We start from the raw sequence: 15,666 nt of genomic DNA, 5'->3' as shown, positions 1-15,666 counted from the left end.
CGTGCGTCGACTGATCGCAATCCTGGTTGCGTCGCTGTTCACGCTGGTGGTTTCCACCGGCGTGGCGGCGGCGCACGCCAAGCTCGAGTCGATGACGCCGACGGACGGTTCGTCGATGGCCGCGCCGCCGTCGAAGGTGATCCTGACCTTCAACGAACCGGTCGGGTCGAACGGGACGCAGGTCGAGGTCAATTCGCCCAGCGGCACGAACGTGGCGAACGGCGACGCCGAGGTGGTCGACAACACGGTCACCCAGCCGGTCGGCGCGATGATCGAGGCCGGGAAGTACACCGTCGAGGCGCGGGTCGTATCGGCCGACGGGCACCCGATCACGATCTCCGGGTCCTTCAGCGTCACGCACGCCGGTCATCCCGCGACGCAGCCGGCCGGCACGCCGGCGGCCTCCGACGGCAACGGCAACATGGTCACGATCGTCGCGATGTGCCTGGTGATGCTGGTGGTCGTGGCGCTCGCGATCGTCATCGTCCGCAGACGCCCGGCAGGCTGATGAGCGACCATCCACCCAGCGAGCCGGCGCACCAACCCGAACCGGCCGTGCCGCCGCCCAAGGCGGAAGACCCCGTTCCGGTCCCGCCGGCCACACACCTGGCGTCTCGCCCGGCCGGGCGGCTGATCTGGGTCGTCCTCGGGATGGTTGCTGTTGGCCTCTTTGTCATGGTGGCGGCGTTGTCTGCGGCAGGTGGGGCGCCGCAGCGGGCGGTGGACGGGTTGCTCGGCGCCGGGCTCGGTGTGTCCTGGGCCGTTCCGGTACTGCGGATCGTCGCCGACGCGGCCGCGGTCGCCACCGGTGGGGCGGTGCTGGCGGTGCTGCTGTTCCTGCCCGCGGACGGCGGAAAGCTTGGCAGCAAGGCGATTCGGGCCTGCCAGGACGCGGCGTTGGCGGCGGGGATCTGGGCGGTGGCAAGCATCGGCGGGTTGATCGCCACAGCGACAGTGATTCTCGGCATACCGCTGTCGCATCTTGCGGAGCATGCCGAGCCGGCTGGTCAGCTCACGCAGGTGCGCGCCCTCGCGGCTGCCGTCGTACTGACCGCTGTGTTGGCTGTTGTGTTGAGTGGCGTGAAGACGATGCGCGGTGCGCTGCTTGCCGCCGTACTCACGGTTGCCGCGCTGATCGGACCGCTGCTGACGGGTCACGGTGCTCTCGATCGGACGAGCGCCTGGTCCGTTCTGGCGACGACCTCGCTGGTCGTGCACGTTGTCGCCGCCACCGCGTGGGTCGGCGGATTGGCCGCTGTACTGCGGTATTCGCGTTCGCGCCAGGCTGTCGAGGTGTTCAGCACGCTCGCCTTGGTGTGCGCGGTGACGATCGGGATCACGGGCCTGCTGACAGCCGAGATCCACCTCGGTGGCCGGCAGGACGGCTGGGGGCTGATCACGCAGTGGGTGACGAGCGGGTACGGCGCCTTGGTGCTGGGCAAGACCCTGGCGTTCGTGACGCTGGTCATCATCGGGCAGCTGCACCGGCAGAGCACATTGCCGCAGTTGGAAGCGGGCGATCCGGTCGCGTTCCGGCGGCTCGCCGTACTCGAACTGCTGGTGATGGCCGGCACGATCGGCCTCGCGGTTGCCTTGTCGCGCACGCCGTAGCGGACTCGATGACATGTCAACAGATATCCGTACACTGTCTTCATGGGTGAACCGCAGTGGCTCGATCAGCGTGAGGCGCGGCTCTGGCAGTCGTACCGGGACACGCACCGCGAGCTGATGCGCGCGCTCGAGGCGCGAATGATCGGCAATTCGGGCCTGTCCGGCGCCGACTACGCCCTGCTCCATCCGCTGTCGGAGGCGGAAGACGGCGTACTCCGGACTCGCGATCTCGGCCGGTCCGTCGGGTGGGAGCGCAGCCGCTTGTCCCACCAGGTCAGCCGGATGGAGAGACGCGGCCTGGTCTGCCGCGAGGAATGCGCCGCCGACGCCCGCGGCTCGATGGTCCGCCTCACCGAACTCGGCCGCAAAGCCATCGACGCCGCCGCCCCCGACCACGTCGCCGCCGTCCGCGTCTACTTCTTCAACCGCCTCAGCGCCGACGAGCAGGCCCAGCTCACCACCCTCCTCGACCGCATCGCCGCCGACCTCCCGGACACCTGCCCCACCCCGGACTGCGACGACTAGGCGGGTCTCCCACCCTGGACACGCCGTCACGGAGAGCGATCGGTGGTGGGCCTCGGGAGAATGAGGGCGTCTCGTTCAGATGCGCGCTGGATTTGACAATCGTTTTCACTAACGTGAGGATGTGGCGCGTGTCCGAGGCGTTGAGCAGGCGTGGGTTCCTGGGGGTGGCCGGCGCCGTCGGGCTGGCTGCGGTGGCCGGATGTGGGGCGGACGGTGAAGCGGCGGCGCAGCCCAAGCAGGGCGGGCGGTTGCGCGCTGTGTACGCCGGTGGTGGGGCGAAGGAGGTGCTCGACCCGCACGTGCAGAGCCTGTTCGTGGACATCGCGCGGCACAAGGCGATCTACGAGAAGCTGGTCGAGCTCGGGCCGGATCTGAAGCCGGTGCCGCGGCTGGCGTCGACGTGGGAGCACGACGGGACGGCGACGACCTGGCGGTTCAGCCTGCGGGACGCGAGCTTCCACGACGGCGCGAAGCTGGTCGCCGAGGACGTGTTGTTCAGTCTCGCGCGGATCGCCGACCCCGCCGTGCCGGAGCGGGTCGCGCAGTCGTCGCTCGCGACGCTGGATCTCAAGCGCAGCAGGGTTCTGGGGCCGTCGACGGTCGAGCTGGTGCTGACCGCTCCGAATGCGGAGTTCCCGGCGCTGCTTGCCGGCATCGGCACACAGATCGTGCGCAACGGGTTCAAGGATCCGACCAAGCCTCTCGGCACCGGTGCGTTCCGTTTCGCCTCCTTCGAGCCCGGGCGATCGATGGTCGCTTCGCGGTACGACGAGTATTGGGACGGCCCCGCACGGATCGAGGAACTGCACATCCTGTCCGCGGACTCCGAGGCGCGGGCGAACGCAGTACAGGGCGGCCAGGCGGAGTACGCGAACGACATCACGGCGACGTTCGCGCGGACGGCCGGCAAGGCGGTGCGGGTCGTCGCCGCGAAGGCCAGCACCATGCAGGCCTTCGTGATGAAGGTCGATCAGCCGCCGTTCGACAACCCCGACGTTCGGCTCGCGTTCAAGCTGCTCGCGGATCGGCAGCGGCTGGTGGACGTCGTCCTCGCGGGGCGCGGCGAGGTCGGGAATGACCTTTTCGGTAAGGGATATCAGTACTACCCCGGCGATCTGCCGGGCCGCGAGCGTGATGTGGATCGGGCGAAGGCGTTGCTGACGAAGGCCGGGCTGGTGGGGAAGGAAGTGGAGATCTTCACCGCGGATGCGTCGGCCGGATTCGTCGAGGCGGCGACGTTGTTCGCGGAGCAGGTCGCGGAGGCGGGCGTGCGGTTGAAGGTGACGACCGGGAGCCCGCAGACGTACGCCAAGGACCTGCTCACGAAGGGTGCTATCGGCAACCATCGGTCCGGGGCGATGCCGATCCCGCAGTACTTCACCGATCGGTTGTTGTCGCATTCGCCGTTCAATGTGACGCATTGGCGGCGGCCGGAGTTCGATGCCGGGTTCGCTGCGGCGCGGGCGATCACGTCTGACAGCGAGCGTTCGGAGAAGTACGGGGTGCTGCAGAAGACGTTGCGCGATGAGGGCGGGATCCTGGCATGGGGCCTGCCGGACTATCTCATCGCCGTGTCGGCCAAGGTGCAGGGTGTGCAGGCGGTGCCGCCGAACACGCTGGACCAGGGGCGGTTCGACAAGGTGTGGCTGGCCTGAATGCGGTCGTACGCCGCTCAGCGGGCGCTGCTCGCGGTTGTGCAGCTGGCCGTGCTCTCGGTGCTTGTGTTCGTGCTGACGTCGTTGCTGCCGGGGGATGCGGCGGAGCTGCGGTTCACCGAGACGTTGACGCCGGAGCAGGTCGCTCGGTTGCGGGCTGAGCTCGGGCTGGACCAGCCGGCGCCGGAGCGCTTCGTGCACTGGTTGGGCAACGTGCTGACTGGTGACCTGGGTGCGTCGCTGATCAGCGGGGGACCTGTGATCGACATCGTGCGGTCCTCGATCGGCGCGACGCTCGTGCTGACAGTGGCGACGCTCGCGATCGTCGTACCGCTGGCTGTTGCCCTGGGCATCGTGATGGGAACGCACGAGAACGGGCGGATCGATCGGGCGATCACGTCGGTGACGCTGGCGCTGTCGGCGATCCCGGACTTCGTCATCGCGGTCGTGCTGGTTGCGGTCTTCTCGCTGCGACTTGGTTGGCTGCCGGCGACATGGGTCGGCGGGGATCTGCTCGCATCACCCGCGCTGTTGGTCCTGCCCGTCGCGGTCCTGTTCGGACGCACCGTCTGCCTGCTGTCACGCCAGGTCCGGGCCGGCACGATCAACGCTCTTCACGCCGAGTACGTCGTACAGGCGCGGCGGCTCGGCGTACCCCGCCGGCAGCTCCTGCTCCGTCACGTCCTCCCGAACGCCGCCGTACCAGGCGTCCAAGAACTGGCCCGCACCGGCGACACCCTCCTCGGCGGAGTCCTCGTAGTCGAAGCCATCTTCGCCATCCCCGGCTTCGCGACTGCCTTGGTCGACGGCGTCGAAACGCGAGACATCCCCACCGTGCAAGGTCTGACGCTGGTGCTGGCGGTCGCCGCGCTGCTCATCAACCTGGCGGCAGACCTCGCCTGCAACCGCCTGGTCCCGCGAACGGCCCTGCTCCGATGAACCGGCGTGGCTGGATCGCGGTCGGGTTGGTTGCCGTGCCCCTGGGCATTGCAGTCCTCGGGCCTCTCGTGTCGTACGACGTGGGCAAGGGCCTGCCTTACTCGTCCGAGGGTTTGTTGGGGACGGACGGGTTGGGGCGGGACGTGTTCGGGCTGCTGTTGGTGGGTGGGCGGACTGCGTTGGGGATGGCTGTCGGCGCGGTGGTTCTGGCGTATGTCCTGGGTGGGGCGATCGGGCTGGTGGCTGCGTCGACGAGGCATCGGTGGTTGGACGAGGGGTTGATGCGGCCGCTGGATGTGCTCTTGCCGTTGCCTTCGTTGTTGGTGATCAGTGTCGTCGCCGTCGGATGGCGGGCGTCGGCGCTTGCGATCATGCTGGCGGTGGCCATGGTCAACGTGCCGACGGCGGCGCGGCTCGTTCGGGCGGCGGCGTTGGACGCGGCGAGTGGGCCGGTGGTCGAGGCGTTGCGGATGCAGCGTGAGTCGTGGTTCGCGATTCAGATCGGGTACGTCGGGCGCTCGGTGCTCGGGCCGGTCGCTGCGGATCTCGGTACGCGGATCACGCTCGCGGTCTTCCTGGTTGCCTCGGTCAACTTCCTCGGACTGGGGTTGAGCCCGACCGCGCCGGACTGGGCGGTCAGCGTGTCCCGCAACCGCGAAGGCCTGCTGCTCCAGCCGTGGTCGGTGCTTGCGCCGGCGCTTCTCCTCGTCTCCTTCACGCTGGGCTTCAACCTGCTGGCCGACCGCCTCGTGTACAGGTCGCGTCAGCTGGCGGCCGTATGACGGTGGCGCGAGTCGACAACCTGAGGGCTACGGCGGGGTCGGCGATTCTCGTGGATGGAGTGTCGTTCGAGGTTGTCGCGGGTGAGGTGACTGCGCTGGTCGGCGCGTCCGGGTCCGGCAAGACGACGTCCGCGCTGGCGTTGCTCGGCGAGCACGGTGACGGCGTCCGGCTCGACGGACGGGTCGAGGTCGGCGGCGAGGTGGTTGTCGACAGCAACGGGCCGACCCGGGCCGACGTACGTGGGCGGGTCGTTGCGTATATGCCGCAACATCCGGGCAGCGCACTCAACCCGGCCCGGAGGATCGGTACGACGTTGCGGGAGCTGGCGAAGCTTCACGGCGGCGATGTCGAGGAGGCTGTCCGCGTAGCGCAGTTGCCGGGCGACCGCGCGACCCTGAAGAGGTTTCCGCATCAGTTTTCCGGCGGGGAGCGGCCGCGGGTCGCGCTGGCACAGGCCTTGACGTGCAGACCGCGGGTGCTGGTCCTCGACGAACCAAGTACCGGACTCGACTCGATCACCCGCCTGCAGTTGGTCCAGGAGCTGCGTGAACTGACCGGGACCGGGCTGGGGATCTTGTTGCTCAGTCACGATCTTGACCTCGTACGGGCGCTCGCAACCCGGGTCGTGGTGCTGGACGCGGGCCGAGTGGTCGCCGACGTACTGCCGGCGTCGCCCGACCTGCCGCTGACGGGAACCTCCACCGGCGGGCAGCCGTTGCTAGAGGCAATGAGCCTGTCTGCTTCGCTGCGGCCGCGCGGTCGCGACGTCGTACTGCGTGATGTCGCCCTCGAGGTCCGCGCCGGCGCCTGTCTCGGTGTCGTCGGCCGTTCCGGCAGCGGCAAGACCACCCTCGCCCGCTGCGTCGCCGGTCTGCACGAGCGCCACACCGGCCGCATCCTCCTCGACGGTGAGCCGCTGCCGGTCCTTCGCAATCGCACCCGCGAGCAGACCCGCCGCGTCCAGTACGTCTGGCAGGAGGTCCGCGGCTCCTTCGACGAACGCCGTCCCGTCGACCAGCAGGTTGCCCGTACGGCGCAACGCCTCCGCGGCCTCCCAGCGCAACAGGCCCGAGAAGAAGCACAGGCCACGCTCGCGAGACTCGGCGTCGCAGCGATCACCGCGGCCCGCCCGCCGAGTCGGCTGTCCGGCGGCGAGCTCCAACGCGCCGCCCTCGCCCGAGCCGTCCTCGCGAACCCCGACGTACTGATCTGCGACGAGATCACCACGGCCCTCGACGATCGCGGTACGGCGCTCGTGCTCGACCTGCTGACCGAGCTGAAGACCCGCGGTACGGCGCTGATCTGGATCGGCCACGACCTCGGCCTGGTCGCAGCCGTCGCGGATCAGGTCCTGGTCCTCGACGCCGGCCGCGTGGTCGAGCAAGGCCCGCCGGCGACCCTCACCACCGAACCACACCACGAACTGACCCGCCGGCTGGTCGCAGCCGCCCGGATCGGCAACCCGCACGCTCCGCCCGTGCTGACCCTCGACACCGGATCTGACCCAAGGAGCGAACCGCGCCGATGACGCGACTGCACGACCACCTGGCGGAGGCCATCAAAGATCCCGATCCGATCCGGGTCGGGGATGATCTGATCTGCCTGCGGTTCGAGACCATGAAGGTGTACTCCGCGCTCGGCGCCGTCCGCCACCTGCTCGAGACCGGGCGGGTACGGCGTGGTGACACGCTGATCGACTCCTCGAGCGGGATCTACGCGCATGCGCTCGCGCTCGCCTGCCACCGGTACGGGATGAACTGCCACATTGTCGGCTCGACCACGGTCGACCGGACGCTGAAGATCCAGCTCGAGATCCTCGGCGCGACTGTCGAGCAGGTGCCGTCGTCGAGCAACCTGCAGCTCGACCAGAACCTCCGGGTCCGCCGGATCGGGGAGATCCTGCGCGACAACCCGACGTACCACTGGATGCAGCAGTACCACGACGACATCCACTACCTCGGGTATCGCGCGGTCGCGGATCTCGTCGCGGAGGTGGTGCCGGACGGGCCGCTCTGTCTGGTCGGCGGAGTGGGTACGGGCGCGTCGACCGGCGCGATCGCGGCGTACCTGCGGGAGCGTGGACGGGATGTGAACCTGGTTGGCGTGCAGCCGTTCGGCAGCGTCACGTTCGGGGCCGGCCACACGCAGGATCCGGACATGATCATCGCGGGGATCGGGAGCTCGATCGAGTTCCGCAACGTGCGGCACGAGTTGTACGACCGGCTGCACTGGGTTTCGTTCGACTACGCGATGTCGGCGGCGGTCGATCTGCTCCGGACGTCCGGGGTATTCGCGGGGCTGTCGGCCGGGGCGGCGTACCTGTCGGCATTGTGGGAACACAGCTGCGATCGCGGCCGTAAGCACGTCTTCCTGGCCGCCGACACCGGGACCCGGTATGTCGAATCCGCCTTCGCCCGCCACGCCGAGGCCCGCCCGATGGCGTCGATGCGCCCCCTCGAGATCGACTCCCTCGACGACCTCTCGATCCCGTGGTCCGCCATGTCCTGGGACCGCCGCGAGTCAGCACTCGCCCACCGCGAGAAACTTCCATCTGCGACCCCGTCGCATTAGTGTGTTGCCTGTGACTGGGTCGCCCGGAGTTGTCCGCTCTGCATCACAACCCCGAAAGGCCGGCTGAGTTGCCATGACCGTTGCTGATCTCACCGCCGCTGTGCTCGCTGGCTCTCCTTCGCCGGCGGACTTCAACGTCACCAGCGCTTTCTGGTTGCATCACACGACCCGGTTGCCAGGGGCGGACGTCACCTATCGGAACTACTACGTGCTGCTGCGGGTGGGAGAGGTCTTCGGGGCGTGTTCGTTCGAGTCGGGGGAGTTGGAGCCGTCGTGCTGCGCGGATACGTCCGGGCGGACGCTGGCCGACGTACTCACGTCCGACGATCCGCTCCCCGTGCGGATCGCGGCGCTCGATGCCTACCTGGCCGCGGTCGAGCCTCATCACACGGCGGAGCACGCCGAGGAGATCGTCCTCCCGGCCGGTACGCCGGACGTCCGGGCGCGGGCGCGTGATGCGGCCGTTGCCGGTCTGCTGGATGTTGCTGATGGCACCAAAGTCGCGTTGATCGGCGTCGTCAACCCGCTCGTCGAGGCGATCACCGAGCGCGGCGGCATCTGTCTCCCGTGCGACTTCAACCTCCGCGAGACCGCCTCCGGCCTGCCCGTCTCGCGGGACATGATCGAGGTCGTGGATGCTGCCGACGCGGTGGTTGCCACGGGTATGACGCTGTCCAACGGCAGCTTCGACGTACTCCTCACTCGTTGCCGCGAGCAATCGAAGCCGCTCGCCGTCTACGCACAGACAGGCAGCGCAGTAGTGCGCGCGTTCCTCGGCGAGGGCGTCACCGCGTTGTCGGCCGAACCATTTCCCTTCTCCCAGTTCAGCTCCCGCCCGAGCAGCCTCTACCGCTACAGGACGGACAGATGACCACAGTCACACCCTCGACCGAGGTGCCTGGCGATCTCCGGATGGCCAGGCGGTTGTGGCCGTTCCTGCTGGCCTCGACGGTGAGCCTGATTCCGTTCACGGTGTTCGGGATGTATCTCGTGCCGATTGCGCAGACCGCGGGTGGAAGCGTCGCGGAGATCGGCGGACTGCGCGGTCTCGGCGGACTGGCGGCTCTGGCGGTCGGGGTGTCGCTGGCGCCGTTGATGGATCGGGTGGCGCGGGAGTTGGTCGCCGCGGGTGGGCTCGCGTTGCTCGGGATATCGGCAGCTTTAGGGGCTGTGGGCAACGTGTTCGCCTTGGCGGCGTTCTGCCTGTTGATCGGTGCGTCGACGTCGATCCTGGCTCCGTCGATCGGGGCTGCAGCGGCTGACCGGTTCCGCTCGCCGGCGGCCGCGGGACGGGCGGCGACTCTCGTGTCCGCGACGACCTCGGCGATGGCGATGCTCGCCGCGCCGGTGCTCGCCGTACCAGGACTGGTCTGGGGTTGGCGCGGCAACCTGCTCGCCGCCTCGGTGATCTCACTGGCGCTGTCCGCGGCCTTCTTCTGGCGCGGCCGCGGGCGCAAGTCACCTCGCAGCAAGAACGAGCGGGTGAGCTACCTCGCGACGTACCGCGAGCTGGCCCGCGTCCCCGGTGCGCTCCCGCTGCTCGCCGTCGCCATGCTCCGGACCGCGGCGTTCATGGGGTACCTCGCGTATCTGGCCGCGTTCTACGACGACAAGTTCGACCTGGCTCCCGGCTGGTTCGCGCTCGTATGGTCGCTGAGCGGCGCGTCGTTCTTCCTCGGCAATCTCTTCGCCGGACGTTATCTCGCCACCGATCGCGCCTGGATCAGCCCCGAGAAGCTGCTGCTCGGCGGTATCACCGTCGCCCTGGTCGCAGTCGCGGCGTTCTACTTCTCGCCGACCCTGCCGCTCACGCTCCTGCTCACCGCGCTCATGGGCGCCAGCCACGCAACCGTCGCGGCCTGCGTCACCACGCTTCTGGTCCGCCGGAGCGGTGACCTCCGCGGCTCGGCGCTGAGCGTCAACGCCGCGGGTATGAGCCTCGGCACGTTCCTCGGCGCCGCGATCGGCGGCCTGGGCCTCGGCCTCGGCGGGTACGCCGGCACGGCGCTCGCCTTCGCTGGGCTCACCGGCGCCGCGATGCTCTGCACCCTCGGAATCCAACGCCGGGACTAGGGGTCAGGATCGGGGGTTTTCCGGAGTCCGCACCGAGCCCTTCTCGATATATCGTTCCGTCTTATGGAGAATCTGCCCGACCGCCCGCACCCGCACGCGCACCTGCGGGCGTCCGACACCGATCGTGACCAGGTCGTCGACGTACTCCGGGATGCCCTGATGTCGGGCCGGTTGTCGCAGGACGAGCATGCCGAACGCCTCGAGCAGGCGTTGCAGGCCAGGACGCTCGGCGAGCTCGAGCCGATCACCCGCGACCTCGTCGTACCGGGTCAGGCCCAGCCGGTGCCGCTGCCCGTGACGCAGCCATCGGTCTCCAACAGCCCGGTGCCGATCGAGGAGCCGGCCGACCCGAGCCAGAGCTTCGACACGATGGTGGCGATCTTCGGCGGCGGCGAGCGGACCGGGCGCTGGCGGGTGAAGCGGCGTACGAACGCGTTCGCGGTCTTCGGCGGGCACGATCTGGACATGACCAACGCGGTCTTCGAGGGCCGCGAGGTGACGATCTACGCGTTCGCGGTGTTCGGCGGGATCGACATCACCGTGCCCGAGGGCGTGACGGTGCGCAACGAGGGTGTCGGCATCTTCGGGGGCTTCGGCGCCCGCGGCAGCGACGACCCGGACCCGAACGCACCGACCGTCGTGGTGAAGGGCCTCGCGCTGTTCGGCGGCGTCGGCGGTCAGTCGTCGGCCAAGCGACACGGCAAGAAGAACAAGGGCAAAGGCCACCACGAGCTGCACTAATGCGCGTGCGGTCGGGCGCGCGGCCTCATAGCCTGCCGTCATGAGCGACTTCGTCCCAGCTGATTTCGACGTGCCCCGGGAACTGATCACGCCGCGCTTCCGGCTCGAACCGCTCGGCCCGGAGCACAACGTCCCGGATCATGCCGCGTGGACGAGCAGCATCGAGCACATCCGCGCGACGCCGGGCTTCGGCGGCAGTTGGCCGCCGGTCGACGGGATGACGCTGGAATCGAATCTCGGAGATCTCGAGCGGCACGCGGAGGACTTCGTACAGCGCCGCGGTTTCACCTTCACCGTGATCGACGGCGACGTGATCGGCTGCGTCTACATCTATCCGTCGCGCAAGAACCCGGGTGTCACCGACGTCCGTTCCTGGGTGAGTGCGGACCGGGCCGAGTTGGACGTTCCGTTGTACGAAGCCGTCAGCGGCTGGCTCGCCGCGGACTGGCCGTTCGAGAACGTCGACTACGCGGTCAGATCCACGACTTGAACCACATCCGGTTGAGCCAGTCCGGGTGCGGGAGGACCTTGTCGGTCAGGATCGGCCAGATGTAGGCGAAGTTCAGCACGACGAGGACGACGAACGCGCCGACCACCGCGCTGCCGATCAGCCGGCGCGGTGACGCCGTACTCATCGCCGCACCCGCCGTATTCGCCGCCGAACCGATGGCCGCGCGGGCCGGTCCGAGGATCTTGCCGAGGATCAGCGCCACCGCCATCACGGTGAACGGGATCATCGTGACCGCGTAGAAGAAGAAGATCGGTCTGTCGTCGAACGCGAACCACGGCACCCAGCACGTCACGAAGCCCACGATCGGTACGCCGTACCGCCAGTCGCGTGAGCCGATCCAGAAGACCAGCGCCGCGATCAGCGCGAGCGCGCCGCCCCACCACAGCAGCGGCGTACCGAGGGCAGAGATCACCTGCAGGCAGTTGGTCCCGGCCGGGGCGTTGCAGCCCGGCGTACCGGGTTTGATGTCGTTGACCGCGTCGAACCCGATCGGGCGGGCGATGATCGGCCAGCCGGCCGGGTTCGACTGGTACGGGTGGGTGGCGTGCTTGATGTAGTCGCCGGTGTGGAAGGCGAGCACTTCCTTGTGGTACTCGAGCAGTGACCGGAAGTCGTCGGGTACGACCTTCATCACGCCGTGTGCCGGATTGGTCGCAGCCCAGTTGTGGTCGTAGGCGTTGTCGTGCAGCAGCCAACCGGTCCAGGTCGCGAGGTAGGTGATGCCCGCTACGAGCACCAGGCTGACGAACGCCGGTATGCCGTCGACCAGCGCCGACTTCACGAACGCGAACCGTACACCGAGAGCCCGTCGCGCGCCGAAGTCCCAGGCGAACGCGAGTACGCCGAAGGCAGCGAGCGTCCAGACGGCGGACCATTTCGTGCCGAGCGCGAGGCCGAAGCAGATGCCGGCGGCGATGCGCCACGGGCGGACGAGCAGCCAGCGGCCGATCGTACGACGCTCGCCGTCGGCGGTCGGCTTGTCGAGGGTGTCCGCGTGCCGGCGGCGTGTCCAGTCACGGTCAGCGACCAGGCAGGAGACCGCTGCCACCAGCCAGAACGCGAGGAAGATGTCGAGCAGCGCGACCCGGGACATCACGAAGTGCAGGCCGTCGACCGCGAGCAGCAGGCCGGCGATCGAGCCGATCAGCGTCGAGCGCGTCATCCGGCGCACCGTCCGGATCACCAGCAGCACGGTCAGGGTGCCGAACAGGGCCGGCATGAAGCGCCAGCCGAACGTGTTCATGCCGAACAGCTGCTCACCGGCCGCGATCATCCACTTGCCGACCTCGGGGTGCACGGTCAGGCTCGGGGTCGGCTTGAAGACGTCCAGGTTGCCGCTCAGGATCGCCTTGTCGGCGGCGCCCTCGGGCTGGTCGATGAACTGGCGCGCGTACCCGAACTTGAGCAGGCTGAACGCGTCCTTGGCGTAGTACGTCTCGTCGAAGACGAACTTCACCGGCGTACTGAGGTGCCAGAACCGCAGGATGCCCGCCATCAGCGTGATCGCCAGCGTGGCGATCCACCCGCCGTCGAAGTCCCGCGGCATGGCCGGGTACAGGCGCTCCTTGAGCGGCGGCAGCCGTCTCCCGAGCACGTCCCGCCCGAGCGTCTCCAGCCCTTCGCCGACGTCGCTACGCCGCGCAGTCCCATCCTCGATCACAGCAGCCACGCCCGCCATCGTACGGACGCCCCGGTACCACCGCCTCCCGGAGTCTGCCCGGCAGGCTGGGATGATGGCCCGATGACCGGGCGATTGGTGCTGGCGGGGACTCCTATTGGGGATGTTTCTGATGCTTCGGCGCGGTTGGGGCGGGTGTTGGCGGGGGCGGATGTGGTGGCTGCGGAGGATACGCGGCGATTGCGGCGGTTGACTTCGGAGCTGGGGATCGCGGTCGGTGGCCGGGTGGTCAGCTACTTCGAGGGGAACGAGCGGGAGCGGACGCCGGAGTTGCTGCAGGCGTTGGTCGACGGGCTGACCGTGGTCGTGGTGACCGACGCGGGGATGCCCAGCGTGTCGGATCCGGGCTACCGGCTGGTGGCGGCGGCGATCGAGGCCGAGGTTGACGTGACGGCCGTGCCGGGGCCTTCGGCGGTGCTGACGGCGTTGGCGTTGAGCGGGTTGCCGGTGGATCGGTTCACGTTCGAGGGGTTCCTGCCGCGCAAGCCGGGTGAGCGCGGGCGACGGCTCGACGATCTCAAGGACGAGCCGCGGACGATGGTGTTCTTCGAGGCGCCGCACCGGATCACCGCATCCCTGGAGGCGATGGCCGAGGCGTTCGGCGCGGATCGGCGTACGGCGGTGTGCCGGGAGCTGACCAAGACGTACGAAGAGGTGAAGCGCGGCCCGCTCGACGAGCTCGTGACCTGGTCGAAGGACGGCGTCCGCGGGGAGATCACGATCGTCGTGGCCGGCGCCGACCCGGACAAGATCGTGACCGGTGAGGACCTGGCGCGAGAGGTCGCGAAGGACGAGGAAGCGGGTACGCACCGCAAACAAGCGATCGCTGACGTCGCGAAACGCTTCAACGTCCCGAAACGCACCGTGTACGACGCAGTACTGGCCGCGAGAGACCCTGGTAAATAGCGTTCGCGCGTCCCACTACGCTTGGAACATGTCCGAGAAGGCCTATTACGTCACCACCCCGATCTACTACGTCACGGCTCCGCCGCACATCGGCAGCGCCTACACGACGGTGGCCGGGGACGTCCTGACGCGCTGGCACGCGCAGCGCGGCGAGCGCAAGTGGTACCTGACGGGTACCGACGAGCACGGCGAGAAGGTGATGCGCAGCGCCGAGGCGCAGGGCATGACGCCGCAGGCGTGGACGGACAAGCTGGTCGAAGAGGCCTGGAAGCCGGCCTGGGTGGACGTCGACATCGCGTACGACGACTTCATCCGGACCACCGAGCAGCGCCACACCGAGCGGGTCCGCGAGTTCTGGCAGACGCTGTACGACAAGGGCGACGTCTACAAGGGCGAGTACGAGGGCCTGTACTGCGTGGGCTGCGAGGAGTTCAAGCTCCCCGCGGACATCCGCACCGGCGAGGACGGCACCCAGCTGTGCATGATCCACGGCACCGAGCTGGAGCTGGTCTCGGAGACCAACTACTTCTTCCGGCTCTCGGCGTACGCCGACAAGCTGCTGGAGCTGTACGACGAGCAGCCGGACTTCGTGGCGCCGGGGAGCGCCCGCAACGAGGTGATCGCGTTCGTCAAGCAGGGCCTGCAGGACCTGTCGATCACCCGCTCGACCTTCGACTGGGGCATCCCGGTGCCGTGGGACGAGGACCACGTTCTGTATGTCTGGATCGACGCGCTGCTCAACTACGTGACGGCCGCGGGCTACGGCACCGACCCGAAGCGGTTCGAGGAGCTGTGGCCGGTCGACGTACACCTGGTCGGTAAGGACATCCTCCGGTTCCACGCGGTGATCTGGCCGGCCATGCTGATGGCTGCCGGCGTCGCCGTGCCTCGCCAGGTGTTCGCGCACGGCTGGCTGCTGGTCGGCGGCGAGAAGATGAGCAAGTCGAAGCTGACCGCGATCGCGCCGCACGAGATCACCGACCACTTCGGCTCGGACGCGTTCCGGTACTACTTCCTGCGCACGATCCAGTTCGGTTCGGACGGTTCGTTCTCCTGGGAGCACCTGAGCGCGGTCTACACCTCCGAGCTCGCGAACGGCCTGGGCAACCTGGCCAGCCGGATCGCGGCGATGGTCGGCAAGTACTTCGACGGTGTGCTGCCGGAGCCGACCGACCACGGACCGGCCGAGCAGGCGCTGGCGGACAAGCTCGCGCAGACCGTGGCCACCGCGGACAAGGCTCTGGACACGCTGGCGTTCCAGGACGCGCTGGCCGCGATCAACGAGCTCGTCGGCGCGGTCAACGGGTATGTCACCGAGCAGGAGCCGTGGAAGGTCGCGAAGGACGAGTCGAAGCAGGACCGGCTCGCCACGATCCTGTACTCCGCGGCCGAGACGCTGCGCGCGGTCGCCGTACTGCACAACCCGACGATGCCGAAGTCGTCCGCGAAGCTGTGGGAGCTGCTCGGCGCCGAGGAGAAGCTGGGCGCGCTGAAGGACCAGCGCGTGCAGGACGCCGGCACCTGGGGCCAACTGCCGGCCGGCTCCACACTGACCAAGGGTGACCCGCTCTTCCCGCGCCTCGAAGAGGCCTGATTGCAACAAACTGACGCCGCCGTCCGGGAATGCCCGGCGGCGGCGCAGCCTTTTCTTGTAGCAACAACCAATTCGAGGA

At 68.6% G+C, this 15,666-nt stretch carries 15 protein-coding genes; 14 read left to right on the top strand and 1 reads right to left on the bottom strand.

Annotated features, from left to right (window positions below; genetic code table 11):
• Position 1: 1 nt before the first annotated feature.
• The 12 genes from ACQPYH_RS36960 (at position 2) to ACQPYH_RS36905 (ending at position 11,388) form a co-directional block, all read left to right on the top strand.
• Complete coding sequence (locus tag ACQPYH_RS36960) at positions 2-508, top strand: copper resistance CopC family protein (protein ID WP_432881244.1); 507 nt, start codon at positions 2-4, stop codon at positions 506-508.
• Positions 508-1,611 (top strand): CopD family protein, encoded by a 1,104-nt coding sequence (locus tag ACQPYH_RS36955; protein WP_432881241.1) that lies wholly within the window; start codon positions 508-510, stop codon positions 1,609-1,611. The genes ACQPYH_RS36960 and ACQPYH_RS36955 overlap by 1 nt, the downstream gene beginning before the upstream one ends.
• A 42-nt stretch (positions 1,612-1,653) precedes the next feature.
• Positions 1,654-2,136, top strand: a complete 483-nt coding sequence (locus tag ACQPYH_RS36950; protein ID WP_432881238.1) for a MarR family winged helix-turn-helix transcriptional regulator — start codon at positions 1,654-1,656, stop codon at positions 2,134-2,136.
• A gap of 128 nt (positions 2,137-2,264) precedes the next feature.
• A complete protein-coding gene (locus tag ACQPYH_RS36945) occupies positions 2,265-3,791 on the top strand; it encodes an ABC transporter substrate-binding protein (protein ID WP_432881236.1) in 1,527 nt (508 codons plus the stop codon).
• Positions 3,792-4,730, top strand: a complete 939-nt coding sequence (locus ACQPYH_RS36940) for an ABC transporter permease (protein WP_432881233.1) — start codon at positions 3,792-3,794, stop codon at positions 4,728-4,730.
• Positions 4,727-5,512 (top strand): ABC transporter permease, encoded by a 786-nt coding sequence (locus ACQPYH_RS36935; protein WP_432881230.1) that lies wholly within the window; start codon positions 4,727-4,729, stop codon positions 5,510-5,512. The genes ACQPYH_RS36940 and ACQPYH_RS36935 overlap by 4 nt, the downstream gene beginning before the upstream one ends.
• Positions 5,509-7,041 carry an ABC transporter ATP-binding protein gene (locus ACQPYH_RS36930; RefSeq protein WP_432881227.1) on the top strand — a complete coding sequence of 511 codons (1,533 nt, stop codon included), beginning with the start codon at positions 5,509-5,511 and terminating at the stop codon, positions 7,039-7,041. The genes ACQPYH_RS36935 and ACQPYH_RS36930 overlap by 4 nt, the downstream gene beginning before the upstream one ends.
• Complete coding sequence (locus tag ACQPYH_RS36925) at positions 7,038-8,084, top strand: pyridoxal-phosphate dependent enzyme (RefSeq protein WP_432881224.1); 1,047 nt, start codon at positions 7,038-7,040, stop codon at positions 8,082-8,084. Before ACQPYH_RS36930 ends, ACQPYH_RS36925 begins: the two co-directional genes overlap by 4 nt.
• A 73-nt stretch (positions 8,085-8,157) precedes the next feature.
• Positions 8,158-8,955: a Rossmann-like domain-containing protein gene (locus ACQPYH_RS36920; protein WP_432881221.1), complete on the top strand. Its 798-nt coding sequence runs from the start codon at positions 8,158-8,160 to the stop codon at positions 8,953-8,955.
• The gene (locus tag ACQPYH_RS36915; protein WP_432881219.1) at positions 8,952-10,157 is read left to right on the top strand and encodes an MFS transporter; all 1,206 of its coding nucleotides are present in this window, start codon (positions 8,952-8,954) and stop codon (positions 10,155-10,157) included. The genes ACQPYH_RS36920 and ACQPYH_RS36915 overlap by 4 nt, the downstream gene beginning before the upstream one ends.
• 63 nt (positions 10,158-10,220) lie before the next feature.
• Positions 10,221-10,898 carry a DUF1707 SHOCT-like domain-containing protein gene (locus ACQPYH_RS36910; protein ID WP_432881217.1) on the top strand — a complete coding sequence of 226 codons (678 nt, stop codon included), beginning with the start codon at positions 10,221-10,223 and terminating at the stop codon, positions 10,896-10,898.
• 40 nt (positions 10,899-10,938) lie between these two features.
• Positions 10,939-11,388 carry a GNAT family N-acetyltransferase gene (locus tag ACQPYH_RS36905; RefSeq protein WP_432881214.1) on the top strand — a complete coding sequence of 150 codons (450 nt, stop codon included), beginning with the start codon at positions 10,939-10,941 and terminating at the stop codon, positions 11,386-11,388.
• On the opposite strand, the gene ACQPYH_RS36900 is transcribed toward ACQPYH_RS36905, so the two are convergent.
• Complete coding sequence (locus tag ACQPYH_RS36900; protein WP_432894570.1) at positions 11,372-12,955, bottom strand: dolichyl-phosphate-mannose--protein mannosyltransferase; 1,584 nt, start codon at positions 12,953-12,955, stop codon at positions 11,372-11,374. The two genes, ACQPYH_RS36905 and ACQPYH_RS36900, sit on opposite strands and share 17 nt — an antisense overlap.
• 195 nt (positions 12,956-13,150) lie before the next feature.
• Here ACQPYH_RS36900 and rsmI point away from each other — a divergent pair, with 195 nt between their 5' ends.
• Positions 13,151-13,993, top strand: coding sequence for a 16S rRNA (cytidine(1402)-2'-O)-methyltransferase (gene rsmI / locus ACQPYH_RS36895; protein WP_432881212.1), 843 nt, complete (start codon positions 13,151-13,153; stop codon positions 13,991-13,993).
• 28 nt (positions 13,994-14,021) lie between these two features.
• Positions 14,022-15,587 carry a methionine--tRNA ligase gene (gene metG / locus ACQPYH_RS36890; RefSeq protein WP_432881210.1) on the top strand — a complete coding sequence of 522 codons (1,566 nt, stop codon included), beginning with the start codon at positions 14,022-14,024 and terminating at the stop codon, positions 15,585-15,587.
• Positions 15,588-15,666 lie beyond the last annotated feature (79 nt).

Source organism: Kribbella sp. CA-245084 (genome assembly GCF_050942355.1).
Lineage (GTDB): Bacteria > Actinomycetota > Actinomycetes > Propionibacteriales > Kribbellaceae > Kribbella.
The sequence above is the reverse complement of the archived record's forward strand: the minus strand, read 5'-3'. Positions and strand labels throughout refer to the sequence as shown.